The organism is Streptomyces sp. NBC_01474 (genome assembly GCF_035918215.1).
Taxonomy (GTDB): Bacteria; Actinomycetota; Actinomycetes; order Streptomycetales; family Streptomycetaceae; genus Streptomyces; species Streptomyces aureus.
The window spans coordinates 1,193,719-1,218,802 of record NZ_CP109449.1; the positions used below are offsets into that span (position 1 = coordinate 1,193,719).

Genomic DNA, 25,084 nt, shown 5'->3' on the forward strand with positions numbered 1-25,084 from the left:
CACGGCGGTGCGCCGGACTCCGCGACCACGGCATCCGGCGCACCGACGCACCCGGGCTCTACTGAACGGTGATCGCGAACACGTGGATCGCGTCCGCGTCAGGCAGGGTGACCGTGCGGATCGTCTTGCCCGCGGTGAGCGGGACGGAGTTGCCGAACAGCTTGTAGCCGACGCCGAAGTTGGCGGGGCCGGTCGGGGTGTTGCGGTGGTCGGACGTGGCGACCGTCGTCGCGCCGTAATCCGTGCCCGCCGTGCAGCACCAGTTGGGGAAGCCGAGGCTGCCCGTGCTCGTGGTGCCGTCGGTGTACGTGACCTTGACCTGGCCCGAGGTGAAGCCGGCCTCCGCCCCGAGGAACCAGAGCTTGGAGCCGCTGCCGGTGAGGGTGATCGACTGACCGGCGAGTTCGACGTTGTTCGGGGTGCCCGGCTTGGCGGCCGGGAACGTCCAGGTCACGCCGTCCTTGCTGACCTTCGCCCCGGGGGTGACCCCGGCCGCGGCGAGGGCCTGGGCCGAGTAGCTGTCGCCGCCGCCGTCGAAGTTGCCGGTCGTGTAGTTGCCCTCGGCGGGCGGCGCCGCCTCGTTGGTCACGCCGACGTTGTTGAAGGCGGCGTCGAGGCTCGGGTACGGCACCTCGGTGACGATCGAGGCGCGTCCCGACACGGAGCCGTCACCGGCGCCCCCGGCGCGGTAGCGGGCGGTCGCGGTCAGGGTCGTGACGGTGGTGCCGGGCTCGGCGTCGGGGCCCTTCGCCGTGATGGTCGCGGTGGCCGAGCCGCCGGGCCTGACCTTGCCGAGGGACACCTTCGACGTGCTGAGGCGCCACCCTTCGGGGGCGCTGATGCGCAGTTGCGCGCCGGTGAGTCCGGTCGGGCCGTGGTCCGCGAGCGCGACCTTCCAGGTGGAGCTCGCGCCTTCACCGCCGGTCCGTGTCCAGGTGATCGCGGTGGCGGGCTGCACGCGGTGGGCGGTGCCGGCGTGGACGCGGTACAGCACGGTCGCGTGGGCGGGCACGTTCGCGGCAATCGTCCCCGTGGTCTGCGTGGTCCGCTTCGACCAGAGGTCCTTGAGGAGGTACGAGGATCCGGCGGGCAGCCCGGCCTTGGCGGCCGTCGTCGTGATGGTCTGTGCCTCGTCGGACGAGTTGAACAGGGCCACGGCCCGGTCGCCGTTCGCGAGGGGCTTGGACAGGACGTCGTAGCCGTCGCCCTGCTGGACGATGCGTCCCTGGAGGCCCTTGGCGTCCTGGTCGACGGCGATGACGTCCTTGTTGCCGAGGACGTCGAGCGCCTCGGGCGAGGCCTTCGTCAGGTCGGTGCTGGAGATGAGAGGGGCGGCCATCACGGACCACAGCGACATCTGGCTGCGGATCTCGTCGCCGGTGAGCCGGGACTGCCCGGCGAGCAGGAAGTCGGGGTCGTTCCACCGGCCGGGGCTCTGCAGGTCGGCGAGCGGCACGTTGTAGCCGTAGTTGTACTTGATGGAGGCCCACTTGCCGCGCGCGGACGACGACTCCATGGCGACGTCGGCGCCCTCGCGCCACAGGTTGCCGACCTCGGCGGACCAGGAGATGACGTGGTGCCAGTCCTTCTCGCCCTCGAAGTAGGCGGGCGCGGAGACGGAGTAGACGATGGGCCGGCCGGTGTCGAGGAGCGCCTGGCTCATGTCGCCGTAGATCTTGTGGTAAACGTCGTCCGCGCTCTGGCCCGTGGGGACGGGCACGTTGCAGCCGTCCAGCTTCAGATAGTCGACCTTCCACTTGGCGAAGAGGTCGGCGTCCTGCTTGATGTGGCCGTACGAGCCGGGGTAGCCGCCGCACGTGGCCGTGCCGGCGTCCTCGTAGATGCCGAACTTGAGGCCCATGGCGTGCAGTTGCTCGCCGACGTAGGCCATGCCGTGCGGGAAGCGGGTGGGGTCGGGGACGAGGTTGCCGTCGGCGTCGCGGGTGTGCGTCATCCAGCAGTCGTCGGTGGTGACGGTGTCGTAGCCCTTGGCGGCCAGGCCGGAGGAGACGAGTGCGCGGGCGTTGGCGAGGACGGTTTCCTCGCTGATGTCACAGCCGTAGTAGGACCAGTTGTTCCAGCCCATCGGCGGGGTGGGCGTGAGGTTGGGGTACGGGGTGGTGGCCGCGGCGGCGGGTGCGGCGGACGGTCCCGCGAGGCCACCGAGCGCGAGTGCCGCGGCGGTGGCGGCCACGGACAGGGCGCGAACGGTGCGGGCCCGGCCATGACGCGAGGGGTGCGGGGTGGTGCGGCGCCGTGCGGATCTGTGCTCTCTGTGAGCTCTCCCGGACAAGGGATCTCCCGTCTACGAGCGTCTACGAGCGCGCCGGGGATGACGCGACGGGGATACCGTGCCGAGGGAAGCTCGTTGCTGCAAGATGTCTGGCGATTTCTTGCACAAACAATCAACCGGTGGGGTAGTTCAGCGCCTTGTGTACCAATTCACCCCGACTGCTTACCAGTTGATCTCCGGGACGTCGGTGAACCCGGGGCGAATTCCCGTACAACCCTTCCTCCTCATGCGCTGTCAAACAGGGCGCCGGACAAGGAACGGGCCCTTTCCGGACATCCCCCGCGCTGCCCGGTCGTCCTTCTCATCAGGAGCCGCTCGTGCGCAAGAACCGTTCCGCCGCCCTGGCCGCGGCGTCATTCCTCCTTCTGTCCGGTGCGGCCATCGCGACCGCCCCCTCCGCCTACGCCGGAACGCCCGGAGGCACGCACGCCGACGACCGCAACAGCGATTTCAACGGCGACGGTTACGAGGACGTCCTGGTCGGCGCGCCCGGCGCCACCGTCAGCGGGAAGAAGGGCGCCGGCCTCGTCACCGTGCAGTACGGGTCGTCGAGAGGCATCGGGACCACCAATGCCGCCCGCTTCAGCCAGTCCACCTCCGGCGTGGCCGGCGCCGCCGAGACCGGCGACGCGTTCGGGAAGGCCGTGGCCACGGGCGACCTGGACGGGGACGGCTACGACGACGCGATCGTCGGCATCCCCGGTGAGGACATCGGCACGACCACGGACGCGGGCGGCGTGGCCATCCTCTGGGGCTCCAAGGCCGGTCTCACCGGCGCCGCCAGCGACTGGCTGGAGACACAGGACCCCACCGCCGGCGAGAAGTTCGGCACGGGCGTCACAGCGGCGCACTTCACGAACGACACGCCGGGCGACGTCCTCGCCGTCCTCGACCGGGACGACCTGGAGCTCTTCGCCTACGACTCCGCACCGCAGCCCGCGTCGAAGGCACCGCTGGAGCGCCGCTCCACGAGCCGCCTGTCCAAGCTCGCCGACGAGCGCGACATCGTGCCCATGTCGCTGACCACGGGGGACTACGACAACAACGGCTTCGCGGACCTCGTCGTCTCGGGCGTGACGGCGGGCTCCGAGCCGGGACACGGCTGGTCGTCGTACCTGTCCGGGCACGCCGACGGGCTCAAGTACGAGCGCGATCTGCGCGGCGGCCCCGTGGCGGCGTCGGGCGACATCAACCGCGACGGCTACGACGACCTCGTGACCGGCGAGCCCAACTCCCCCGACGACGGCGGCGCTTCGATGACCGGCGGCCTGGTGGGCGTGCGCCTCGGTGGCCCCGACGGGCCGTCGTCCGACGTGCAGTGGTGGACGCAGGACTCCCCGGGTGTGCCCGGCACCGCCGAGCGCGGCGACGGCTGGGGCACGGACCTGTCCGTCGCGGACACGAACGGGGACGGATACGCCGACGTGGCGATCGGCGCGGCCGGCGAGGACATCGGCACGGTCGCCGACGCGGGCGCCGTGTGGGTGCTGCGCGGTGCGGCCTCGGGCCTTACCGCGACCGGAGCGCAGTCCTGGGACCAGAACTCGGCGAACGTGCCGGGCGTGCCCGAGAAGGGCGACAAGTGGGGCGGCCAGGTCCAACTCACCGACCCCAACCGCGACGGCCGCTTCGGCCTGCTCGCGGCGGCACCGGGCGAGAACACGAACGACGGCGTGGTCTGGGTGTTGTCGGCGGGCTCCGGCGGCGTCACCGCCTCCGGCTCGTGGACGTACGGCGCGGGCTCGCTCGGCGCACCGTACGCGGACGCGCTGTTCGGCGCGGCCATCGACGAGTAGGGCCGTCGACGCGTAGGACCGTCAAGGAACATCCGAACCAGGCCGCCCGACTCCCCACCCCCTCGGAGACGGGCGGCCTTCCGTCCTTCCTGTAGGTCCATTTGATGACCGGCCGACGCCAGGTAGCACTCAAGTCGTACGGCACAACACATACGTGGACGGATCCGCCGGGACCCTCGCCGCTCATACGTTCTTGATCGGAACGTAGCGGCACGACGGGACCGGCGAAGGGACACGGCTACATGTACGGCAAGGCATTCGCCCCGGAGTATCAGGGCGAGTTGCGCACGGCCCTCGGGGTGAACTCCTCCTACGAGGACGTGCGCGCGGCAGCGGACCGGTCCCTCGAAACGGCGGCGGGCCCCCTGGAACGGGCTCGCGCCGCCCTCGCGCTCGCCGAGGCGAACCGACGGCTCGGCCGCGTCCGCGAGGCGGGCGACGCGTGGCGCGGCAGCTATCGCAGCGCGCGCACCGCCGGACACACGGGGGCGATGGCCTGGGCACTGTGGAGCGGCGGCACGCTGGCCCGGCAGTGCGGCTCGCTGCGTCTGGCCCGGCGGCTCCTCGGGCACGCCGTCACCCTGGCCGCCGAGAGCAACGACCGGCTCGCCCACGGCTACGCGCTCGCGGGCCTGGCTGAGACGGGCCGCATCCAGGGCGACTACGCGGCGGTCGCCGCCCTCCACGAGGAGCTGCTCGAACAGGGCCGGGCCCACGGCGAACCCCGGCACATGGTCTGGGCGATGTCCGGCATCGCCCAGATGCACCGCAACACCGGCGACCTCGCCAAGGCCCTGGAACTCTTCGAGGAGTCGGTCAGGGTGGCCACCGAGGCGGACGACGCGCGGGGCCGCGCCTGGTCGCTGCGCGGCGTGGCCGATGTACTGTCCGTGCGGGGCGAACCCGACCGGGCGCTGGTCCTGCTCTCCGAGGCCGAGGGCATCTGCCGGGCGATGGATCTGGCGAGCGCGCTCGCGTACAACCACAAGATGCGCGCCAACGTCCTTTACCGGGAGGGGCGTTACGAGGCGGCCCGGGACACCTACGCCTCGACGCTCGCGGAGTTCCGCACTCTGCACGAGCCGCGTGGTGTGGCGCTGTGCCGGCTCGGTCTGGTCAAGTCGCGCTTCCGGCTCGGCCGCGGCCGGCGCGCCACCCTTGCCGAACTCGGCGTCCTAGAGGCCGACTTCACACAGATCGGACTGCGGCACGCGCGGGAGATGGTGGTCGCGTTCCGTGCGGAGACAACTCGGGGTGCCATGCGGTCCGAGCACCGTGAGGCGGCCTGACCGCCGCGCTCACTCCCCGAGCGTGATGCGAATGCCCACCGTGCCGTCGAGGCCGCGGCGCAGACGGCTGCCGAACAGCGTCATCCTGCCGAGCAGGCCGTACTTGCTCCGGATCAGGTCGCGATAGCGGGCGGTGACCTCCGGGGAGCAGATCTCCGCCGTGGCGGGCGACTGATCGCCGGTCGGGTTTCCGCGGGCGTCGCACGGCCCCACCAGGACGTCCGCGCGATTACGGATCCGCTTCACCTTCCACGAGTCGGCGACTGTCCAGGCACCGAGCGCGGACCCGTCCCTGACCACCCAGACGGGGGTGGCCACCGGGCTGCCGTTCTTCCGGAAGCTGGTGACCAGCAGGTACTTTCCGGCGCCGAGCCGCGCGAGCCGCGTGTGATCCATGACTCGAGTCTACGGCGCCCCGGCGGGCGACTGTCGGAGACTTGTCACGTCCGCCACTCCAGGTGTGGACGTTGCAACAAATTGTGAAGAAGGTGAGAGCTTTCTCTGCATCCCGGTGATCCGGCCGTCTGTGCGCGCCCGGGCCCGCCACGATGATCACGCCGCGCGCCTCCTCGTGGCATCCAGATCGGGGTGCGCAGGGCCAGGAGACTCCAGGAGCGCCGACGCCTTCGGCGCTCCTGGAGTCGTGCGGGCCACGGCTCGGGGGTCGGCGCGGACGTAGGGGCCGCACGGCCGCCGGGATCATCGCAGCGCGGTCGCCAAGAAGGTGGAGAGCGACAGGGTGAGCCCCACGATCGCCATCAGCAGCGTCCCGTACTCGCGCCAGGCCCGAGGCCGGCGCTCCCTCTCGGCCTGATGCTCACCGGGGCCCGGGCCGGCGGGATCGGCGGGGATCTGCTGTCCGTGCGTCTGGATCACACGGAGTCAACTCCCCGCCGGGCCAGGGCGATGCGGCCAAGATCAGCCACGCAGGACGACTCCGTGGCGGGTTCGCATCCTCCGCAGCTCCCGCGGGGAGACGGCTGTGACCGACAGCGGGCCGCCCGGCAGGGAGCAGAGTTGCGCCGCGACCGGGCCTTCCGGTGTGCCCTCCGCGATCAGGTTGAAGATCGCCACCGCCCGGACCAGTACGGCGGTGAGCACGCCGGCCAGCATCGGATGCACGTGGGCGAGCCGTCTGGAGCGCCCTTTCGGCCAGGCCGGTCATCTGCGCAGCCCCTCCACGGACGGCGTCACGTCACTCCAGGAGGTCCGCGACGAGTTCGGCGAACTCGTCCGGTGTGGCGAGGCGGATGCCCAGGTCCTCGGCCTTGGCCCGCTTGGAACCCGCGCCCTCACCGGCGACGACGAGCGAGGTGCGCTTGGAGACGCTGGAGGAGGACTTGCCGCCGGCCCGCTCGATGAGTTCGTTCATCTGGTTGCGGCTGAGCTTCTCCAAGGGGCCGGTCATGGCTCCCGTGACGACGACGGTCATGCCGTCCAGCGGGCCCGCGGCGGCCGCCGGTTCGCCCGCTCCGTCCGTCTCGGCCTCCGGGGCGGGCGGGGTGGCGCCGGGTTCCGTCATGTTCACCCCCGCCGCGGCCAGCCTGTCGATGAGCGGGGCGAGTTCGGCCAGCTCGGAGACGATCACCGGGGCCTTCTCGGCGCCGATGCCCTCGACCCGCTGCATCGCCTCGGCGTCCGCGGCGCGGATGTGGTCCATCGTGGCGAAGTGGCGGGCGATACGGCGGGACATGGACCGCCCGGTGCCCCGCACGCCGAGGGCGCACAGGACCCGGGACAGCGGCTGGGCCTTGGCTGCCTCGATCGCGGCGAGGAGGTTGTCCGTGCTGGTCTCCCCCATGCGGTCGAGCGCCAGGAGCCCGTCACGGGTGAGGGCGAACAGGTCGGCGAGGTCGGCGACCAGGCCCGCCTCGACGAGTTGGACGACGCGGGTGGCGCCGAGACCCTCGATATCGAGCTGGTCGCGGCCCGCCGCGTAGGAGAGCGAGGCCACCAGGTGGCAGTTCCGGCCGCGTTCGCAGCGCCAGCGCTGCTCACTCGTGTCGATGCCGGAACCGCACTGCGGGCACATGTCGGGGAACGCGATCGGCTGTTCGTCGCCGGTGCGCAGGTGGGCGACGGGCGCCTCGATGCGGGGGATGATGTCGCCCGCCTTGTAGACCATCACGTGGTCGCCGAGCCGCAGGTCGCGGCGGGTGATGTCGGCCGGGTTGTGCAGCGTGGCGTACGTGACCGTGCTGCCGTCGATGTCGACGGGTTCGAGGACGGCACGCGGCGCGATGATGCCCGTACGGCCGACGTTCCACTCGACGTCGAGGAGGCGGGTGATCTTCTCGACGGCCGGCAGCTTGAAGGCGATGGCCCAGCGCGGGGCGCGCGTGCCCGATCCGGCGGCCTCCTGATCGGTCGCGAGGTCCGCCTTGACGACGATCCCGTCGATGCCGAACGGCAGCTCGGCGCGCAGGCCCGCGATGTGCTCGACCCGCGCGAGCACCTCCTCGACGGTGTCGACGGTGAGTCCCGAAACGTCCGTCGTGGCCGGTGTGTTGACGCCGAGCGTGGCCGCGCGGTCCATCAGTTCGCCGTGGGCCAGTGAGCGCAGCGCCTCGGCGTCCTCGGCCGACGTGCCGGGCAGGGGCAGCAGGCCGTACGCGAAGAAGGTCATCGGCACCGTGTAGGCGCGCTCCTTGGCCCTGAGTGTGCCCGCAGCGGCGTTCCTCGGGTTGGCGAAGGGGGCGCCGCCGTGCTCCGTACGCACCTCGTTTGCGTGCTCGAACTGGCCGATCGCCATCAGGACTTCGCCCCGCACCTCGACCGTGTGCGGCTCGGTGAGGCGGTCGGGCAGGCCCTCGATGGTGCCGATCGCGTGCGAGACGTCCTCCCCGGCCGTCCCGTCACCTCTGGTGATCAGCTGCGTGAGGCGCCCCTCGTGGTAGCGCGCGGCGATGGCAAGCCCGTCCAGCTTGGGCTGGACGTTCCACCGGGTCACCTCGTGGCCGATCCGGCGGGCCACCGACGCGGTCCAGGTGGTGAACTGCTCACCGTCGAAGACGTTGTCCAGGCTCAGCATCGGGACCGTGTGCGGCACGTCCCCCTCGACGGCGCCGCCCCCGACCTTGCCGGTCGGCGAGTGCGGCAGCACCTCGTCGGGGTGGTCCGCCTCGTACGCGGCGACGGCCCGGACCAGCCGGTCGTACGCGTCGTCGTCGAGGGCGGACGTCCCGCCCGTGTAGTAGGCGCCCGCCGCCAGGGACGCGTCCGTGACGGCCTGGGCGTAGGCAGCGGCATCGGCCAGGAGGAACTCACCAGAAGTCGTTGTCATGCTGCCATCGTGCCTGGTGGCACTGACAATCGACCGGCGGCGACGACGGCGCCCGGGATCAGGGGGCTCCCGCTCACACCCGCAGCCGGTCCCGCGCCTGCACCCCGTCCCCGAGGCCCGCGACTCCGAACGCCTTGCCGAGGCCTTGGGCCGGCATGTCCCCGTAGATCGTCTCGTAGGAGCCCTCGGGTACGACGTACGTCTCGTGCCAGATCCCCACGTGCCGCGCGCTCTTACGGGAGTACCGGTTGATCCGCGCCCACCAGGGGTGATGACGCTTGTCCGGGGCCGCGGCGTAGGCGAGCAGCTTCTCCTTCGACTCCCAGTACTGGACGACCATGTAGGTGCGCGGCGAGCCCGTGAGCAGGATGTGATGCAGGAGGCCGAGGGAGCGGTCGCGGTTCAGCTCCCTGATCATCATGGGCATCGCGACGAACACCGGCAGCCACCGGTGGACCGCCCAGAAGTGGTTGATGCGCATGCCGATGAGGAAGACCACCACTTCCCCCTGCGCGCCCGCGGTCATCCGTCCGGCATGTGTCTTCGCGCCCATGTCGCCCCCGATTCGGCTCGATTGGAGAGAGTTGGAGAGTGCCGCTACCCATGCACCCATGCTTGGATAGTGGCACTGTCCAAGGAGGGGTGCAAGAGATGCGGCTCGCGGAACTCAGCGAACTGAGCGGGGTCTCCATCCCCACCATCAAGTACTACCTGCGGGAGCAACTCCTGCCCCCCGGACGGCGCATGACGGCTACTCAGGCCGAGTACGACGACTCCCACCTGCGCCGGCTGCGTCTCGTGCGGGCGCTGATCCAGGTCGGCCGGGTGCCGGTGGCGACCGCTCGCGAGGTGCTCGCGGCAGTGGACGACGACTCGCTGGGCCGCACGATCCGCATGGGGGCGGCACTGTGGGCGCTGCCGCAGCCACCCGAGGCAGCCGAGGACGACCCGGCCACGGTCGAGGCGACCTCGGCCGTCGACCGGCTCCTGGTGGAGCTCGGCTGGGACACCGCGCGCGAGATCGGCAGCCTCTCGCCCTCGTACCGCACCCTCGTCACGACGGTCGCCACACTCAACCGTCTCGGCTACACCTGCGGAACACCTGAACTCACCCCGTACGCACGGCACATGGAGCGCGTCGCCGAGCACGACATCGACCGGCTCGACACCTTCCCCGAGGAGGTGGAGAAGGTCGAGGCCGCGGTCGCGGCGGCGGTCCTGTACGAGCCGGTCCTGCTCATGCTGCGCAGGCTCGCCCAGGAGGAGCACTCGGCGCGCCGGTTCGGACTCTGAGGGCCGCGAGAACTGCGAGGGCCGGGAAGGCTGAGAGGGCTGCGAGAACCCCGAGGGCCGGGAGGACTGGCAGGACTGGCAGGACTGGCAGGACTGGCAGGACTGGGAGGAGCATGACCCCGCGCGCCCGGGCGCGCCACCTCATGCCGACGGGTCGAACCCCGTAGCCATCCGGGCGTACGCGTGCAGCATGGCGATCACCTCGGTGCGTGTACGGCGCCCCGCGAGCACCTCCATCTGGAAGCCGTCCTCCATCGCCAGGAACCCGGCGGCCAGCTGCCCCGCGGGCTCGGCGAGCACGAAGTGCCCCTGGGCCTCGCCGAGAATCAACGTGGCGTAGTACACGGCGATTTGACGCTCGGTCAGCGTGGCATCGAGGGCCGCCGCCCGGGGATCACGCAGGCTGCGCGGCCAGTACTCGAAGAGCAGCCGGGGCAGCAGGTCGTCCGGTCCGTCGGCGACGCCGTGCTCGACACAGGCCCGCAGCCGGTCCCGGGCGTCCGGGAACTTCTCGGCGCTCTCCTCACGCGCGCGGCTGAAGCGCTCGATCGCCCGCTGGAACGTCTCGTACATCAGCTCGTCGAGGTCGTCGTAGTAGTAGAGCACCGCGGCCGACGTGACCCCGGCCTCCTCGGCGACATCGCGCAGCCGCAGGCCCTCGAGGCCCCGGCTGTGCAGGGCGCGCAGCGTGGCCTGGTGCAGTTGCGCGCGCCGCGCCTCCTGGTCCTTGCGCCGTCCCACGACCGCCTCCGTCCGATCCGAGTCCCACCCGATTCACTGATGCCGGGGTAAAGATACCGAACCCGCCCTTGACAGGCCTCATGGCACATTCGTTAAATCTGCGTTTAACGAAACGTCGCCGCTGACCAGAAGGCCGCCGTGAACCCTGATCCTCCTCAGACACTCGCCCCCACCACCACGTCCCCGCCGCCCTCCAAGGGCCTGCGGAGCGGGTCCGTCGGACTGCTCGCCTCCGTGGCGCTCGGCCTCTCCTCGGTCGCCCCCGCCTACAGCATCGCCGTGACCCTCGGCTTCGTGACGATGGCCGTCGGCCACCTCGCGCCCGCCGCGCTGCTCCTCGGATTCGTGCCGATCCTGCTGACGGCGTTCGCCTTCCGCGAGCTCAACAAGGACATGCCGGACTGCGGGACCACCTTCGTGTGGACGACGCGCGCCTTCGGCCCCTCGTCCGGCTGGCTCCTGGGCGGCTGGGTCACCCAGTTCGCCACGGTCACGGCCATGGCCGCGCTCTCCCAGGTGGGCGCCGGATACCTCCTCGGGCTCCTCGGCCTGGATTCCCTGGCCTCCGACGAGACCGCGGTCGCCGTCACCGCGGCGCTGCTCATCGGGGCCATCACCGTCATCGCGTACCGCGGCCTCCAGCTCGCCGCGGTCGTCCAGTACGTCCTGCTGGCTCTCCAACTCGTCGCCCTCTTCGGCTTCGGCGCCGCCGCGCTCGCCCGGCACGGGGCGCTCACGCCCTCGCTCGCCTGGTTCGACCCGTTCGGCTTCGACAGCTTCGGCGCGTTCGCCAAGGCCGTCCTGCTCTGCCTCTACATCTACTGGGGCTGGGACGCGCTGCTCACCGTCAACGAAGAGACGCGCGACAGCGAACGCACCCCCGGCAGGGCCGCGCTCATCTCGACGCTCGTCCTCCTGGTCACGTATCTGTTCACGGCGGTCGCCGCGATCAGCTTCGCGGGGACGGGCACCACGGGCCTGGGGCTCGGCAACGCCCGCAACGCGGCCGACGTCCTGTCCGCACTCGGACCGCCCGTGCTCGGCACGGCACTCGCGAAGGGCGTCCAGCTCGCCGTGTGCGTGTCCGCGATCTCCGCGCTGCTCACCTGCGTCGTCGGCAGTTCGAGGGCCACCCTGTCGATGAGCGTCCACGGCGCGCTGCCCCGGGCGTTCGCCCGCATCCACCCGCGCCACCGCACGCCGTCATTCGGCACCGTCTTCATGGGCGCGGCGGCCGCGGTTCTCCTCGCGGCCCTGACCTGGCTCTCGCCCGCTTTCCTCGGCGACGCGATCCTGTCCATCGGTCTGCTCATCGCGCTCTACTACGGCGTCACCGGCCTGGCCTGCGCCTGGCTGTTCCGCGGGCAGCTGCGCCGGTCCTGGCGCGACGCGTTCCTCAAGGGAGTGCTGCCGCTCGCCGGCGGACTGATGATGCTCGCCGCGTTCGTCCGCAGCGCGGTCGACATGACCGACCCCTCGTACGGCTCCACCTCACTGTTCGGCGTCGGCGGCGTACTCCTGCTGGGCATCGGCTCCGTCCTGCTCGGCCTGGTCGTGATGCTGGCGCTGCGCCACCGCTTCCGCCCCTTCTTCCGCGACGGCCGCACCGCCGTCACCCGACTGACTGTCACCGAGGACTGATCCATGCGCACGCTCAGCATCGCCGCCGTACAGACCGCGCCCGTCCCCTTCGATCCCGAGGCCACCTGGGCGCTGTTCGCAGACCGGGTCCGCGCGACCCACGCCATGCTTCCGCACGTCCAGCTCGTCGTGGTTCCCGAGCTGATGCTGTCCGCGGAGGCGCCATTGTTCGACGCCCGCGAGGACTGGATGGACAAGGCTGCCGTCACCGTCCCCGGGCCGCTCACCGACCGGATCTGCGACCTCGCCCGCGAGACGGGCCTGTGGCTCATACCCGGCAGCGTCTACGAGCGCGCCGCCGACGGCACCGTCTACAACACCGCCCTCGCGGTCTCCCCGCAGGGCGAGATCGTCGCGCGCTACCGCAAGGTCTTCCCCTGGCAGCCCTACGAAACGACGGCGCCCGGCGGCGAGTTCGTCGTCTTCGACATACCCGGCATCGGCAGGATCGGCCTCGCGATCTGTTACGACGGCTCATTCCCCGAGACCGCGCGCCAACTCGCCTGGCTGGGCGCCGAAGTGATCGTCCAGCCCACCCTCACCACCACCAGGGACCGCGAGATGGAGATCGTCTGCGCCCGCGCCAACGCCTGGACGAACCAGGTGTACGTGGTGAACGTCAACGCTTCGGACCCCGCCGCCGTCGGCACCAGCGTCATCGTCGACCCCGAGGGCACCGTCCGCCAGCAGGCGGGCCCCGGCCAGGAACTCCTGGCGGACGTCCTCGACCTGGACGCCGTCACCCGCGTCCGCGAGTTCGGCTCCTCGGGCCTCAACCGGCCCTGGGCCCAGCTGGAGAGGTACGGCTCCGGCGTCCGACTGCCGATGTACGGCGGCACGTTCCAGCCGCGCCCCGAGCGCGGCTGAGCTCCTCGTCCCGGGCCCGCCCTCCAGCCACCGGAGGAGCGGGCCCGGACCTCAGGAGTGGAAGGCGAGGTACGGAGCCAGCGCCAGGAGTGTTCCCACGAGGGCGTACTTGAGCCGGCGTGCGGGCACGGCGTGGGCGATCCTCCAGCCCACGATCACGCCGACCAGTTCCGGGACGCCGACCAGCGCGGCGAGCCCCCAGTCGACGGAACCGTGCAGCACGTACCCGACCGTGCCGATCGCAGCGATCACCACGGACTGCGCCTGCGCCGCGGCCAGCGCGGACAGCACCGGGAGCCCGCAGACGACCAGGAGGGGCACGCTCAGCATCGGACCACCGAGTCCGAAGAGCCCGGCCGCGACGGCAACTCCGAAGCCCACCAAGGCGATCAGGGTGCGCGGCACACTCACCGGCTCGCTCCCCGCGACCGGCGTACGGCGCTCGCGCACCCACACCAGGACACCCGTCACCGTGACGGCGCACGCGAGCAGCATTCCGAACCCCCGCCCCGAGACGAGGGTGTTGAGCAGGACACCGAGAGGTGTGCCGACGAGTGCGGCCACGGCGAGGATCGTCGCGGTGCGCCGCGTGACCGCCTCCCGCAGCTGTCCCGAGCGGGTGTACGCGGCCGTGCCGAGCGCGCCGGTCGCCACATGGGTGGCGATGGCGGTGCCCGCGACGCCGGCCGGGGGGAGCCCCGTCAGCAGGAACATCCCGATCGTGGGCAGCACACCGCCGGGCCCCACCGCGGTGATCCCGATGCCTCCCGCGAGCCCGAACAGGGCGAGGAGCGACAGGGTGAGGACATCGAGGTGCATGGGCATGGGGGTGTCTCCGGAATTGGGCGGTGCGTGCGGGAGGTCGGTCAGGTGGGGGGCGCTATGGGTCCCCGGTGGACCAGGGCCTGCAGGGCGAACCGGTCGGCGCGCACCCGCAGGGACTCCGCGTCCACGGGGCGGCCGTCGGCAAGACACGTAAGGCGGTCGATCGCGAACAGGGCCGCGCCCGCCGGAATTTCGAGGAGCCGCGCGGTGTCCGGCTCGGCGGTGACGGCGTGCACGGTGACCTCCGCGCTGCCGAGGCGGTGTCCCGTCGTCTCCTCGATGAGGTCGAAGACGTCCCGGTGGGCCAGATCGCGGTCGAGCAGGGGCCGGCCGATGTCGGGGGCGAGCCGGGTCGAGTCGACGGAGAGGGGACGGCCGTCCAGGCTCCGCAGGCGCTCCAGGTACACGGCCCCGGATCCGTCGGGGAGCCGGAGCCGTTCGGTGACCGCCTTCGGCGCGTGCGGCGCGATCCGGGCCGCACGCACCTCGTTGGTCACGGTGCCGTAGTCGACGAGCGTCTCCGCGAGGCCGGTGAGGCGTTCGAGCCCGTGCCCGTACTTCGCCGTCACGATCCGGGTGCCGATGCCGCGCCTGCGGATGATCAGCCCTTCGTCGCTCAGCAGCGCGAGGGCTTCCCTGACGACGTTGCGGGTGGCGCCGAGCGCATGGCCGAGCTCGCGTTCGTCGGGCAGCATCCCGTGCGGGTAGACCCCGGAGGTGATCTGCTGGCGAAGCGTGTCGGCGACCCGCCGCGCCCGCTCGGCCCGGGGCGTGGTGCCGCCGGGGTGCGGGGGCCGGCCCGGCGGCGGGGATTGTCCGTCACGCATGGGGTGGTTCGCCACGGTTCGTCACCTGCTTTCAGGGCCCGAAGTTACCCCACCGCACACACCTGCCGCGTTACGCCGAAGTTACGCCACCCATCGTGACCTGCGAAAACCGTTGAGCTGCGGTTTCCCGGTCGGATTTCCGGGTTTCGCCGGGCAGCGCACGTGTCCCTCAGCGTCGGAACGCGCCCGCACGCTCCGCGGCCCACTTGCCGATGTTTCCGGTGGCGGCGGTGACCAGGATCATGGTGGGGGGCCTCGCTGTCTGGTGTCGCTGCGATCGGTGGGACGCAAGCCCCTGGTGGCAACTGCTATGTACTCAACGGTAGTTCATCGGCGAGTGGCACGACGGCAGTCGGTTCTTCGCCAGGCGTACGGTCCGTGTGTCCTCGGCGCGCTCCCCCGCCCACGCCCGCAGCCCCACCGGCCGCTACTTTGCCCGGATGCGCGATGGGGGAAGCGGCGGCAGCACCGTGAGCGAGAACGGCGACAAGAGCGATGACGAGCGCGGCGACGCGACACCGGCGAGCGGCGCCGGCGCGGTGCGGCGCCTGACCGGCCGGCTGCGTGCTCACCGACTGTTGTCGTCGGCGGTGGCGGTCGCCGTCGTCGCGGCGGTCGCCGTGCCGCTGGTCCTCGCCGGATCGGGCGCCGACGCCGAACCGTGCACCCCGGTCTCCGGCACGACGCGTGCCCTCGCGGGCGATCCCGCCGCCGCCACCAAGGCACTGGACCCCGGTGACCGCATGGACCGTATCGGCAGTGCGAAGAAGCTTCTCGCGCACGACGGGTTCTGCGCTGACGGTGCCCGCGTCCTCGGCCGGGTCATCGACGCGGGCACCCGCGCGTCCGGTCCCGGAAAGCCGCACACCATGGCGCAGGCCCGCAGCGCCTACGCCGTGGCCGCGGCCCTCAGCGACCGCGAGATCCCGGCGGCCCTCGCACCCTCGGTGGCGCGGATGCTCGCCGAGTACGAGGTGGACGCCCTGCGCGACGACGACTTCGGGGGACTCGGCAGAGACGACGTGACGGGACCCGCCGTCCCGCCGGCCGAAGCCACCCTCGACGACCACGGCTGGGTCTGGCTCGGCCGCTTCCTCTCCCCCGGCGAGGCGCACGCCACCTTCGAGTACGGGGACCGGTCCGCGGATGTGACCGCGGACATCCCTGATCTGGTCGCCGAACTCGCCAAGAACCCCCAGGCGTTCGCCATCCTCTACGACGCTCACCGCGCCCAGCTCGCGCACTGTCTGGAGCGGCTGACCCGTCAGGGCGGGGATCCCTCGTACCGCCCCGGCGACAAGTACGCGACCCCCACGACCTGGACCGACAACGATCTCCAGGACCTGGCCGACCACATCGGCACCCTCATGGCCCTGCGGTCCGGCTACGCGAAGGACGGCACGATCCAGGACGTCGCGGCGTTCGACGCGGTGGTACGCAAGCACAGCCGCGGCACCTTCCGGCCGGCGTCGCGCCGACTCACGACCCGACCGCCGATGGGCGACATCGCCGACCGGCCCACGTCGGGACCTCCGCGCGGCGACGTGATGGACGGCCGGCGCCAGATGTTCACCGTGCTCGACAGGTGGGCGAAGGAGCGTGGCGTCCCGTTGGAACGCGCAACCGCCATGCGGCAGTTGATGGACGACTATTACGTGCGGGCGTTGTGGATGGTCAGCGTGGAGCGCAGCCGCTGACCGGCAGCGCCGCTTCGCTCAGAAGAACCGCAGTCCGGAGCAGCCGCGCCGCTTCACCTGGTCCTCGGCGAACTCCTTGAGCAGGCGCCGCCGGTCCGCCTTGTCGACGCCGGGGGTGTCCTTCGTCGCGTCGAGCGCGAAGTTGGCCGCCTCGCCGTCGCAGCGGGCCGTGGCGGTCAGGGGACGGCGTTCGCCGTTGTCGTCCGATGCCGTGAGGCGGTTGCTCCAGTCCCCGTACCAGGCGCCGAACGTCATGCCGGCCTGGTAAGCGTCGCCGCCCTCATCCGTGCGCAGATCGCAGGTGGCCGTGGGAGCCGTGTCGTTCGTCTCCGCCACGAGACGCCACCCCGCGTCCTTCGCGAGACCCGCTCGGGCCACCCAGTCGCACCCGGTGCCTTCCGCCTTCGCCGGGGACACGGCTCGCTGCCATCGTTCTTCGGTGTCGAACCCGGCCGACTTGCGCGGCACCTTGAGGGGACGCGCGCCGCAACCGAGCTTCTCCGAGGCCGAGTTGGCGAGGGCAACTGCCGTCCGGTAAACGGCCCCGGAGGCACTCTTCTCCTCGTCCCTGGACACCCCGACGCGGACCAGCATCTTCCGCGGCCTGCCCTCGGTGTCCTTGCCCAGCGCAGGGCACGGCGTCACGATCCGGATGCCTCCGAAGCCGTCGACGATCCCGGGCAGCCCGCCCGAGAGCACGATCTGCTGCGCGAAGCCACCCTCGTTGAAGGCCCTCTTGAACTCCCGGTCCTGGTCGTCGCGGCCGGTGTACGCCGACATGGCGACCAGCGTCACGCCCTCGGTGTGGTCCCCGTCGAAGGCCAGGCTGCACCCGTAGAAGCCGAGTTCCGGAACCCGGCGCGTCTCCTCCTTCGTGAACTGCGCGTCATCAGGCGTGAGTTGTCCGACGGAGTCACGGGGCAGGGCCCCGTCGCAGGCGCGTCCGACGAGCCACCAGTCCTGCGCGTACGGTTCGGCGATGTATCCGCCCAGGCCGAGGACGGCCGCGGCCGCCACCGCCACCTTGATCCAGCGCCGCATCGTCCCCGCCCCCGTCACCACCGAAAACCGTGCGGCCCCGTGGCCTCACACGTACCGCCGGACCCTACCCGGCCCGGCCGTTCACCCCGCGCCCGGCCCGGGCTGCCCCTCTCCCGGCTCAGGTCGTCAGCGTGCGCACAGGGCTCCCCGCGAGGAACGCCTCGATGTCCTCGACGGCTCCCTCGAAGTAGCCCTCGTAGTTGCGGCGGCTGACATAGCCGAGGTGCGGCAGGCCAAGGAAGTTCGGGGCGGTGCGCAGCGGGTGGTCGGCCGGGAGCGGTTCCGTCTCGAAGACGTCGGCGCCCGCGCCCGCGATCCAGCCGTCGTGCAGGGCACGTACCAGGGCGTCCTGGTCGACGATCGCGGCACGCGAGGTGTTGACCAGGTAGGCGGTGGAGCGCATGCGCCTGATGTCGTCCGCGCCGATCAGGCCGCGGGTCCGGTCGCCGAGTACGAGGTGGACGGAGACGAAGTCGCTGCTCTCCAGGAGCTCCTCCTTGGAGGGCGCGAGGGTGACACCGGCCGCCGCCGCGCGCGCTTCGGTGAGGTTCTCGCTCCACGCGGCCACGTCCATGCCGAAGGCCTGCCCGACGCGGGCGACCTTGGTGCCGATCTTCCCGAGCCCGAGGAGGCCGAGGTGGCGTCCGTACAGGTCGGCGCCGAGGGTGCTCTGCCAGGAGCCCGCGTCGCGCAGGGCGTTGCTCTCGCGCACCACGTTCCGGGCCAGGCCGAGGATGATCGCCCACGTCAGTTCCACGGGCGGCTCGGAGTTGCTGGCGGTGCCGCACACCGTGACGCCGTGCCGGGCCGCTGCGGCCAGGTCGATGGAGGCGTTGCGCATCCCCGAGGTGATGAGGAGACGCAACTGCGGGAGGCGGGCGAAGAGGGTGTCCGTGAAGGGGGTGCGCTCCCTCATCGCGACCACGATCTCGCAGTCGCCGGCCGCCGCGACGACCGCGTCCTCGGTCGGCAAGTGGCGTTGCAGGGAACGGACTTCGACGTCCGTCCCGACTCTGGTCCAGTCTGCCATGGACAAGGCCACGCCTTGGTAGTCGTCGAGCACGGCGCAGCGCAGTCTGGTCAACGCAACTCCCCTGAAAGATCCGGTACCGGAAACACTAATGGCTCCCCGAGGTGGCCGCGCGACGACCTCGGCCGGTGATCAAATAGGGCATGGCGTCACGCGACACGAACATACTCATCCCTGCCCTGATCACCGCCCTGCTGTCCTCACTCGTCGCCGGGTGCTCGTCCGGCGGCGGGAAGGGCGAAGGCGGCGCGGGCGACTGGAGTCCGCCACCCCGGCACGCGGGCTTCGACTACCAGATCGGTGGCGCCTATCCGCCCGCGAAGGACGTCCGCGTCGTGAGCCGCGACCGGGCGGCGCGGCCCGCCCCCGGCCTCTACAACATCTGCTATGTCAACGCCTTCCAGACGCAGCCCGACGAACGGGACGACTGGCCCGACGACTTGCTGCTGCGCGACCGGAACGGTCGGGTCGTCGTCGACCGGGACTGGGACGAGCCACTGCTGGACATCGGCACGGCGAAGAAGCGCGAGCGGGTGGCGGCCCGCGTCGGGCCCTGGATCGACGGCTGCGCCGACCATGGCTTCGACGCGGTCGAGCCGGACAACTACGACAGCTACACGCGCTCGAAGGGCCTGCTGAGCACGCGGGACGCGAAGGCGTTCATGTCGTTGCTGGTGAAGCGCGGGCACCGGGCCGGGCTCGCTGTCGGCCAGAAGAACACCGTCGAACTGGCCCCCGAAAGTCATCACTTGGGAGCCGACTTCGCCGTCGCCGAGGAATGCGGCGCCTACGACGAGTGCGGTGTGTACGCGAAGGCCTTCGACGACCGGGTCGTGGTGATCGAGTACACCGACGCCGGCCTGCGCAAGGCCTGCCGCGCATTCGGAAGGCGATTGGACATCGTCCGCAGGGACCACGACGTGACGACTCCCGGCAGCAACGGTTATGCGCGTCGCACCTGTTGAGGGGTGTGCGGGTACGCGTCGGGCAGGATGCGCAGGACCGGTGGCGCGGTGTCCCGCAGGGCGACCGCGGCGGCGTGTGTGCCGCGCAGCGGTCCGAGGTCGAGGGAGCGCAGGGACCAGCCGGAAGGGTGGACGGCGTCGTGGCGCGGACGGTCACCCACGTAGTCGGCGTCCAGGGCGCGGCCCAGGCCGACGCCGACGCCCTTGAGGTAGGCCTCCTTGCGGGACCACACCCGGCAGAAGGCCGTGGCGTGTGCCTCCGCCGGGAGCGCGGCGAGATCGGCGCGTTCCGCCGGGTGCAGCACCTTCACCAGGTCACCCACGGCCCCGGGGTCCGGCACCCGCTCGGCGTCCACACCCACCGGGCTTCCCGCCACGCCGATCAGGACGAGCCCCTCGCAGTGCGAGAGGGAGAAGTGCAGCGGCGGGTGGGGGCCGGGCAGGGCCGGGCGTCCGTGCGGGCCGCCGCACCGCGGACACGGCTCGCGGGTGAACCGGACACTCTCCGGCCAGGTCCCCAGGCAGGCGCCGAGGAGCCGACGCAGGGAGATGTGTGCGGCCAGGTACAGGCGGCGGTCCGAGCTCCGCACGAAGGCGGCTGCCCGGGCCCGCTCGTCCGCGTCGAGAGCGGAGTCGTCCAGTGGGGGCTGCGGTTCTCCGCGCCCCGGGGTCCCGAGCAGCCACAGTGACGGGCGGTCGTCCCAGGGGCCCGGAGTCGCCGGAGCCGCGGGATCGGGGCCGAGGTCCGGCACTGGCGCGACGTCCGGTGCCGGGGTCACGCGGATCCCGCCGTCGTCACGCCACCCACCGGCCCCGGCAGCCCGCCCGAGTCACTCCGCGGCGCCCGCACCCGTACGGCATTCCGGGTGGCCCCAGCCCTTCGGGTTCTTGGCGATGGGGTCGCCGGCCGCGTAGGACCGGCCACAGACACAGCGGCCGGGGAACTTGGCGTTGAGCGTGCGGGTCGAGGCCGTCTTCGATCGGGCCGAGGCCGACTTGGGCTTCCTCTTCGACGGGCCGGCGACCGTGTCAGGTGACGCCGGGGGTTCCGGGGACCCGTAGTCGGTGCCCGCCGGTTCCTGGACGACGGCGGCCTGGCTCGCGGCCCGGTCGGCGAAGTCGTTCAGCCGGTCGCCGTCGACCTGGTGCGCGGGGACGTACCGGAACTCGACGGCGCGCCCTTCGAGCAGCGCGTCGATGCGGGTGACGAGTTCCTGGTTGGCGACCGGCTTGCCCGCCGAGGTCTTCCAGCCGTTGCGCTTCCAGCCGGGCAGCCACGTCGTGACCGCCTTCATCGCGTACTGGGAGTCCATCCGGACCTCGAGCCGCTCGCCCGGGTCCGTGGCGGCGAGGAGGCGCTCCAGGGCGGTGAGCTCCGCGACGTTGTTCGTCGCCGTGCCCAGCACGCCCGCCTCCCAGCGGACGGGGGTCTCCCCGCCGTCGGCGATGACCCAGGCCCAGCCGGCGGGCCCTGGATTTCCTTTCGACGCCCCGTCACACGCGGCGATTACGCGATCTGCCATGACACCGATCATGCCAGTGCCGGTGAGCGCCGAACGCCACACCCCGTCGCCCGCCCCCGACACGTACGCGGACGGGACCGCACCGGCCGTCAGGCCCGCTCCACCAGCCGTTCGGCCGCGGAGCGCGCGGTGGCGAGTACCGCGGACCGCTCCGCGCCGCGCTGGCCGATCACGATGCGGGTGCTCAACCCGTCGAGCAGGGCGAGGAGTTGGGAGGCTCGTTCGACGGTGTCGAGGGGTGCGAACCGCCCTTGTCTGACCCCCCTGTCCAGAAGGGTCTCCAGGTCCTCCTGCCAGCCCCGGTCCAACTCGTCCTGGGCCTCGCGCAGCGCCTCGTCGGTGGAGGTGCGGGCCCACAGCTCGATCCACAGCGTCCAGCGCGGGTCACGCGGGCCGCGCGGCAGGTACAGCTCGACGAACTGGTCGAGCTTGCGCTCGGCCGTGACGCGCCGGGACAGGAGCGCCCTGCGCTGCTCGGCCAGGCCGCTCTCGCTCCAGCGCAGGGCTTCGAGGAGGAGGCGGTCCTTGCTGCCGAAGTAGTACAGGATGTGGCCGCCGCTGGTGCCCAGACGCTTGCCGAGCGCCGACATCGTGAGCGATGCCAGGCCGTCCTCGGCGATCGCCGTCATCGCCTCTTCGAGCATCCGCTCCTGGGCGACCTGCCCGTCGCGCCGTCGCGCCGTAGCCGCCACAGCCGCGCCTCCCTGATCCGTGGTCCCGACGCCCTGACCCTATCCGGCGATTTCCGAGGGGGGTCTTGACGTATGCGACGAGGAGGCGCATCTTGAATGCCGTTCAAGAAGTTAGAACGACATTCAAGGACGGCGGGATGACACAGCAGCACACCGCGGACCCCGGACCCGTGGAGGCCGGACCGACGGTCGCCGCCACCGGTGACGAGGTCTTCCAGGTCGAGACCCACGGCATCGACCCCATCCCCGACTCGGAGCGGCACGGCGGCGCCAAGGACCTCTTCTGGCTCTGGTTCGGCTCGAACCTCACCTTCACGTACGTGATCAACGGCGCGCTCGCCGTGTCCTTCGGGCTCTCGTTCTGGCAGGCGACCGCGGCCGTCGTCATCGGTGGCCTGGCGTTCTTCGCGATCAGCGCCGCCGGACTGAGCGGGATCCGCACCGGCACCGCGACCCTGGTGATCTCCCGGGCGCCCTTCGGCGTCCGAGGGAACTGGCCCGCCGGCCTGCTCAACTGGATCGTCTCGATCGGCTACACGATCGTCAACACGGTGGTCGGCGCTCTCGCCCTCGAAGCGTTCTGCGCGGACCTCGGCTGGCACGGCTCCACCGCCCGCGCCTTCGCCCTGGCCGTCACGATGGTCCTCACCTTCGCCGTCGCCTTGTGGGGCCACGCCACCGTGCAGTTCGCCGAGCGCTGGATGGCGTACATTCTCGCCGTCGGCTTCGCCGCGCTCCTCGTGTTCCTGATCCCGGGCGCCGACACCGGCGCGTCGACCGGCGGCGTCCCTGGCGCCTCGGGCTGGAGCCTCGCGTTCGTCGTGATGCTGGCAGGCCCGTTCTCGTACGTCCCGATGCCCGCCGACTACACCCGCTACCTGCCACGCACCACCTCGCTGCGCTCGATCACCTGGAGCGGAGCGCTCGGCGGGCTAGTCTCCTCGGTCGCGCTCGGTGTCGCTGGTGTCGCCGCCGCCACACAGGCCGACATGTCGGACGCGGTGGCCGGCGCCGAGGGGCTGCTGCCGGGCTGGTTCCAGCCGCTCTTCCTGGCCCTGGTGCTCGGCGGCTCGGTCACGAACTCGATCATCACGCTGTACTCGTCCAGCCTGAACCTCCAGGTCCTCGGCATCCCGTGGAGCCGCTCCAAGGCGATCCTCATCAGCGCGGGCGTCACCGTGGCCGGCTCGCTCTACGCGCTGTTCCTCACGGACTTCACCGACTCGCTGCTGTCGTTCCTGTCCCTGCTGATCATCGTGTTCGCGCCGTGGGGCGGCGTCTTCCTCGCCGACATGGTGATGCGCCGCTGCCGGTACGACGCTCCCTCCCTGCACACCGGCCGAGACGGCGCGTACTGGTACCGGGGCGGCTACCACCCGGCCGGTGTCGTCGCTCTGCTCTCCGGCATCGTCTTCACCTCGCTGACCTGCGACTCCGAGCTCTGGACCGGCCCGCTGGTCGCCCCACTCGGCGGCGCCGACCTGACCCTGCTCGGCTCGGTCGTCTCCGCCCTCGTGTACTGGGCGCTCGCCCGGCGGACCGTCGCCCCCGCCGCGTAGACCTTCTCCCGAACACCCGGATCCCCAGAGGAGTTACCCCTCATGTCCCACTCCCCCGCCCCCGCCGACCTCGTCCTGCGCGGTGCGCGCGTCCACACCGTCGACCCGGCGCTGCCCGAGGCGCAGGCGCTCGCCGTGCGCGACGGCAAGATCGTCTGGCTCGGGGCCGACACGGACGCCGAGGCCTGGACGGGGCCCGGCACCGAGGTCGTCGACGCCGGCGGAAAGCTGGTCCTGCCCGGATTCATCGACGCGCACAACCACGTACGGCTCGGGTCCGACGACGCCTGCGTCCAGCTGTCCGGCGCGGACACGCTCGACGAGATCCACGACCGGATCCGCGCGTGGCGGGCGGCGCACCCCGGGGCCGCCTGGATCGAGGCGGAGGCGTTCGACTACTCGGCGATCCCCGGCGGCCGGATGCCCACCGCCGACGACCTCGACCCGGTGACCGGAGACACCCCCGCGTTCGTCCTCAGCTACGACGTGCACACCGCGTGGCTGAACACGGCCGCGCTGCGCCGCCTCGGCATCGACAAGGACCGTACGAGCCTGCCGTTCGGCGAGGCCGCGACCGACCCCGAGACCGGTGAACCCACCGGATTCATCAAGGACTTCGCCGTCAAGGGCCTGTCACGCGACGGGCACCGCGCGCTCCAGCAGCTCGGCGTGCCGTGGGCCTCGGCCGACCGTCAGTACGGGCGCCTCGCCAAGTCGCTCGACGACGCGATCCGCTTCGGCATCACGACCGTCGTCGAACCGCAGAACTCCATCGACGACCTCGCCCTGTTCGAGCGCGCCCGCGCCGAGGGCCGGCTCCGCTCGCGGATCGTCGCCGCGCTCTTCCACCCGCGCGGCACCACCGACGCCGACCTCGACGACTTCGCCGCCGCCGCGGACCGCCACGCCGACGACCGGCTGCGCGTCGGACCGCTGAAGCTCTACATCGACGACGTCGTCGAGCCGCGCACCGCCGCGCTCCTGGAGCCGTACACGGGGTGCGGCCACCACCGCGGCGAGACGTTCTATCCGCCGGAGGAGTTCGCGGACCTCCTCGCCAAGCTCGACGCGCGCGGCTTCCAGTGCTTCGTCCACGCGACCGGCGACCGCGGCATCCGCACGGTCCTCGATGCCGTCGAGCACGCCCGTACGGTCAACGGTGAGCGGGACGCCCGCCACCAGGTCGTCCACGTCGAATGCCTCGACCCGGCCGACACCGCGCGCTTCGCCGCGCTCGGCGTGATCGCCTGTATGCAGCCGAGACACTGCGCCCCCGAGGTCGCGGGCCCCGGCAAGGACTGGGCCGAGAACGTCGGCACCGACCGCTGGCACAAGGCCTGGCCCATGCGCAGCCTCCACGAGTCGGGCGCGGTCCTCGCCTTCTCCAGCGACTGGAACGTGGCCGAGATGGACCCCATGGTCGGCATCTACACGGCTGTCACGCGCCGCCCGCTGGCCGGCGGCGAGCCCTGGATGCCCGGCGAGACCGTGGACGTGGAGACCGCGGTGTACGGGTACACGATGGGCTCCGCGTACGCCAACTTCCTTGAGCACGAGCGGGGTTCACTGAGCGTGGGCAAGGCTGCGGACTTCGTGGTCCTGTCCCGCGACATCCTGAGCGCCACACCCGAGGACATACCGGGCACCGTGGCCGAAACCGTCGTCGTGGCCGGCAAGATCGAGCACCGCGCCTGAGAGCCCGCACGCAAAAGGGTCGATTAG

23 protein-coding genes are annotated in these 25,084 nt (G+C 71.6%); 9 read left to right on the forward strand and 14 right to left on the reverse strand.

What is annotated here, in order from left to right; genetic code table 11:
• Positions 1 to 58 precede the first annotated feature (58 nt).
• Entirely contained in the window at positions 59 to 2,194 is a 2,136-nt protein-coding gene (locus OG758_RS05740; RefSeq protein ID WP_326708937.1) for an NEW3 domain-containing protein, read from the reverse strand.
• A gap of 416 nt (positions 2,195 to 2,610) precedes the next feature.
• Here OG758_RS05740 and OG758_RS05745 point away from each other — a divergent pair, with 416 nt between their 5' ends.
• Positions 2,611 to 4,089 (forward strand): esterase, encoded by a 1,479-nt coding sequence (locus tag OG758_RS05745; protein ID WP_326708938.1) that lies wholly within the window; start codon positions 2,611 to 2,613, stop codon positions 4,087 to 4,089.
• A gap of 242 nt (positions 4,090 to 4,331) precedes the next feature.
• A complete protein-coding gene (locus tag OG758_RS05750) occupies positions 4,332 to 5,378 on the forward strand; it encodes a tetratricopeptide repeat protein (protein WP_326708939.1) in 1,047 nt (348 codons plus the stop codon).
• Positions 5,379 to 5,387: 9 nt separating this feature from the next.
• Here OG758_RS05750 and OG758_RS05755 read toward each other — a convergent pair whose 3' ends face one another.
• From OG758_RS05755 to OG758_RS05775, 5 genes are all read right to left on the reverse strand, one after another.
• Positions 5,388 to 5,774: a PPOX class F420-dependent oxidoreductase gene (locus OG758_RS05755; protein ID WP_326708940.1), complete on the reverse strand. Its 387-nt coding sequence runs from the start codon at positions 5,772 to 5,774 to the stop codon at positions 5,388 to 5,390.
• A 303-nt stretch (positions 5,775 to 6,077) separates the two neighbouring features.
• Entirely contained in the window at positions 6,078 to 6,254 is a 177-nt protein-coding gene (locus tag OG758_RS05760) for a hypothetical protein (protein ID WP_326708941.1), read from the reverse strand.
• A gap of 42 nt (positions 6,255 to 6,296) precedes the next feature.
• Positions 6,297 to 6,479 carry a hypothetical protein gene (locus OG758_RS05765; protein ID WP_326708942.1) on the reverse strand — a complete coding sequence of 61 codons (183 nt, stop codon included), beginning with the start codon at positions 6,477 to 6,479 and terminating at the stop codon, positions 6,297 to 6,299.
• Between the two features lie 94 nt (positions 6,480 to 6,573).
• Positions 6,574 to 8,661, reverse strand: a complete 2,088-nt coding sequence (gene ligA / locus OG758_RS05770) for an NAD-dependent DNA ligase LigA (protein ID WP_326708943.1) — start codon at positions 8,659 to 8,661, stop codon at positions 6,574 to 6,576.
• A 73-nt stretch (positions 8,662 to 8,734) separates the two neighbouring features.
• The gene (locus tag OG758_RS05775) at positions 8,735 to 9,214 is read right to left on the reverse strand and encodes a DUF4188 domain-containing protein (RefSeq protein WP_326715818.1); all 480 of its coding nucleotides are present in this window, start codon (positions 9,212 to 9,214) and stop codon (positions 8,735 to 8,737) included.
• 98 nt (positions 9,215 to 9,312) lie between these two features.
• On the opposite strand from OG758_RS05775, the gene OG758_RS05780 reads away from it, so the two are divergent.
• A complete protein-coding gene (locus tag OG758_RS05780) occupies positions 9,313 to 9,954 on the forward strand; it encodes a MerR family transcriptional regulator (RefSeq protein WP_326708944.1) in 642 nt (213 codons plus the stop codon).
• Between the two features lie 141 nt (positions 9,955 to 10,095).
• Here the strand turns inward: OG758_RS05780 and OG758_RS05785 are convergent, their stop codons facing one another.
• Positions 10,096 to 10,695 carry a TetR/AcrR family transcriptional regulator gene (locus OG758_RS05785; RefSeq protein WP_326708945.1) on the reverse strand — a complete coding sequence of 200 codons (600 nt, stop codon included), beginning with the start codon at positions 10,693 to 10,695 and terminating at the stop codon, positions 10,096 to 10,098.
• Positions 10,696 to 10,833: 138 nt separating this feature from the next.
• On the opposite strand from OG758_RS05785, the gene OG758_RS05790 reads away from it, so the two are divergent.
• Both OG758_RS05790 and OG758_RS05795 read left to right on the forward strand, forming a co-directional pair.
• The gene (locus OG758_RS05790) at positions 10,834 to 12,336 is read left to right on the forward strand and encodes an APC family permease (RefSeq protein WP_326708946.1); all 1,503 of its coding nucleotides are present in this window, start codon (positions 10,834 to 10,836) and stop codon (positions 12,334 to 12,336) included.
• Between the two features lie 3 nt (positions 12,337 to 12,339).
• Positions 12,340 to 13,203: a carbon-nitrogen hydrolase family protein gene (locus OG758_RS05795; protein WP_326708947.1), complete on the forward strand. Its 864-nt coding sequence runs from the start codon at positions 12,340 to 12,342 to the stop codon at positions 13,201 to 13,203.
• A gap of 51 nt (positions 13,204 to 13,254) precedes the next feature.
• Here OG758_RS05795 and OG758_RS05800 read toward each other — a convergent pair whose 3' ends face one another.
• Positions 13,255 to 14,028 (reverse strand): sulfite exporter TauE/SafE family protein, encoded by a 774-nt coding sequence (locus OG758_RS05800; protein WP_326708948.1) that lies wholly within the window; start codon positions 14,026 to 14,028, stop codon positions 13,255 to 13,257.
• 41 nt (positions 14,029 to 14,069) lie between these two features.
• On the reverse strand, positions 14,070 to 14,870 hold the full coding sequence (locus OG758_RS05805; protein WP_326708949.1) for a GntR family transcriptional regulator: 801 nt from the start codon (positions 14,868 to 14,870) through the stop codon (positions 14,070 to 14,072).
• 425 nt (positions 14,871 to 15,295) lie between these two features.
• Here OG758_RS05805 and OG758_RS05810 point away from each other — a divergent pair, with 425 nt between their 5' ends.
• The gene (locus OG758_RS05810) at positions 15,296 to 16,552 is read left to right on the forward strand and encodes a hypothetical protein (RefSeq protein ID WP_326708950.1); all 1,257 of its coding nucleotides are present in this window, start codon (positions 15,296 to 15,298) and stop codon (positions 16,550 to 16,552) included.
• Between the two features lie 18 nt (positions 16,553 to 16,570).
• Here the strand turns inward: OG758_RS05810 and OG758_RS05815 are convergent, their stop codons facing one another.
• The gene (locus OG758_RS05815; protein ID WP_326708951.1) at positions 16,571 to 17,611 is read right to left on the reverse strand and encodes a hypothetical protein; all 1,041 of its coding nucleotides are present in this window, start codon (positions 17,609 to 17,611) and stop codon (positions 16,571 to 16,573) included.
• A 100-nt stretch (positions 17,612 to 17,711) separates the two neighbouring features.
• Positions 17,712 to 18,623 (reverse strand): D-2-hydroxyacid dehydrogenase family protein, encoded by a 912-nt coding sequence (locus tag OG758_RS05820; RefSeq protein WP_326715819.1) that lies wholly within the window; start codon positions 18,621 to 18,623, stop codon positions 17,712 to 17,714.
• Between the two features lie 143 nt (positions 18,624 to 18,766).
• Here OG758_RS05820 and OG758_RS05825 point away from each other — a divergent pair, with 143 nt between their 5' ends.
• The gene (locus OG758_RS05825; protein WP_326708952.1) at positions 18,767 to 19,588 is read left to right on the forward strand and encodes an endo alpha-1,4 polygalactosaminidase; all 822 of its coding nucleotides are present in this window, start codon (positions 18,767 to 18,769) and stop codon (positions 19,586 to 19,588) included.
• Here the strand turns inward: OG758_RS05825 and OG758_RS05830 are convergent.
• From OG758_RS05830 to OG758_RS05840, 3 genes are all read right to left on the reverse strand, one after another.
• Positions 19,567 to 20,367: a 4'-phosphopantetheinyl transferase family protein gene (locus OG758_RS05830; protein WP_326708953.1), complete on the reverse strand. Its 801-nt coding sequence runs from the start codon at positions 20,365 to 20,367 to the stop codon at positions 19,567 to 19,569. The genes OG758_RS05825 and OG758_RS05830 overlap by 22 nt on opposite strands.
• Positions 20,368 to 20,418: 51 nt before the next feature.
• Entirely contained in the window at positions 20,419 to 21,123 is a 705-nt protein-coding gene (locus OG758_RS05835) for a ribonuclease H family protein (RefSeq protein ID WP_326708954.1), read from the reverse strand.
• A 77-nt stretch (positions 21,124 to 21,200) separates the two neighbouring features.
• A complete protein-coding gene (locus tag OG758_RS05840; protein ID WP_326708955.1) occupies positions 21,201 to 21,803 on the reverse strand; it encodes a TetR/AcrR family transcriptional regulator in 603 nt (200 codons plus the stop codon).
• A 137-nt stretch (positions 21,804 to 21,940) separates the two neighbouring features.
• Between OG758_RS05840 and OG758_RS05845 the strand changes: the two genes are divergently transcribed.
• Positions 21,941 to 23,362 (forward strand): purine-cytosine permease family protein, encoded by a 1,422-nt coding sequence (locus tag OG758_RS05845; protein ID WP_326708956.1) that lies wholly within the window; start codon positions 21,941 to 21,943, stop codon positions 23,360 to 23,362.
• A 42-nt stretch (positions 23,363 to 23,404) separates the two neighbouring features.
• A complete protein-coding gene (locus OG758_RS05850) occupies positions 23,405 to 25,057 on the forward strand; it encodes an amidohydrolase (RefSeq protein WP_326708957.1) in 1,653 nt (550 codons plus the stop codon).
• The last annotated feature ends 27 nt before the right edge of the window (positions 25,058 to 25,084 follow it).